The sequence below is a fragment of the Streptomyces milbemycinicus genome (assembly GCF_002154605.1).
GTDB lineage: Bacteria > Actinomycetota > Actinomycetes > Streptomycetales > Streptomycetaceae > Streptomyces > Streptomyces milbemycinicus.
This window is the reverse complement of the sequence record NZ_MUNE01001081.1, coordinates 1-506: the sequence shown is the minus strand read 5'-3', so window position 1 is coordinate 506 and position 506 is coordinate 1. Positions and strand designations below refer to the sequence as shown.

General features: G+C 69.0%; 1 protein-coding gene. It reads right to left on the bottom strand.

Going from position 1 to position 506, the window contains the following annotated elements; translation table 11 throughout:
* A partial coding sequence (locus CCN51_RS51160) for an NsdA family TPR-like regulatory protein (protein ID WP_483883485.1) occupies positions 1–399 on the bottom strand: 399 nt, incomplete at its 3' end.
* Positions 400–506: the final 107 nt, after the last annotated feature.

The window sequence follows — 506 nt, the reverse complement described above, 5'->3', positions numbered from 1 at the left end:
GATCAGCCAGTCGCGGCTGGGCTCCACCAGCGCCGAGGCGGCGACCGTCGAACCGCTCAGAAAGTCACGGCGCCCGACGTCGCTCCGCCACAACTCGCAGACCTGCTCTATCGCGCCGAGGACGGTGGGCGAGAACTGCAGCCCCACGCCCGAGGCGAGGTTCTTGCCGTTGGCCATGCCGATCTCGTCGATCGTGACCGTACGGCCGAGCTTGCGGCCGAGCGCCTCGGCGATGATGCCCGGGGCCCGGCCCCTCGGCTGCTGGCCGCGCAGCCAGCGGGCGACCGNNCCGCACATGTTGACCCTGCGCGCCAAGCCGGCGTTGGAACACGCGGCTTCCTGGATGAGCGCCTGCAGCCTCTCGTTCGGCTGCCGCGCCACAAGCGGCCTAGCGGCCATGGCTTTACCCCCAGTGACTGCTGTGCGTTTACGGCGGATGCCGTCCCTGTTGATCAGTGCCCCGCAGATATCGTGGATACGCCAGGCATGTGCGGAGAATGCAGGAC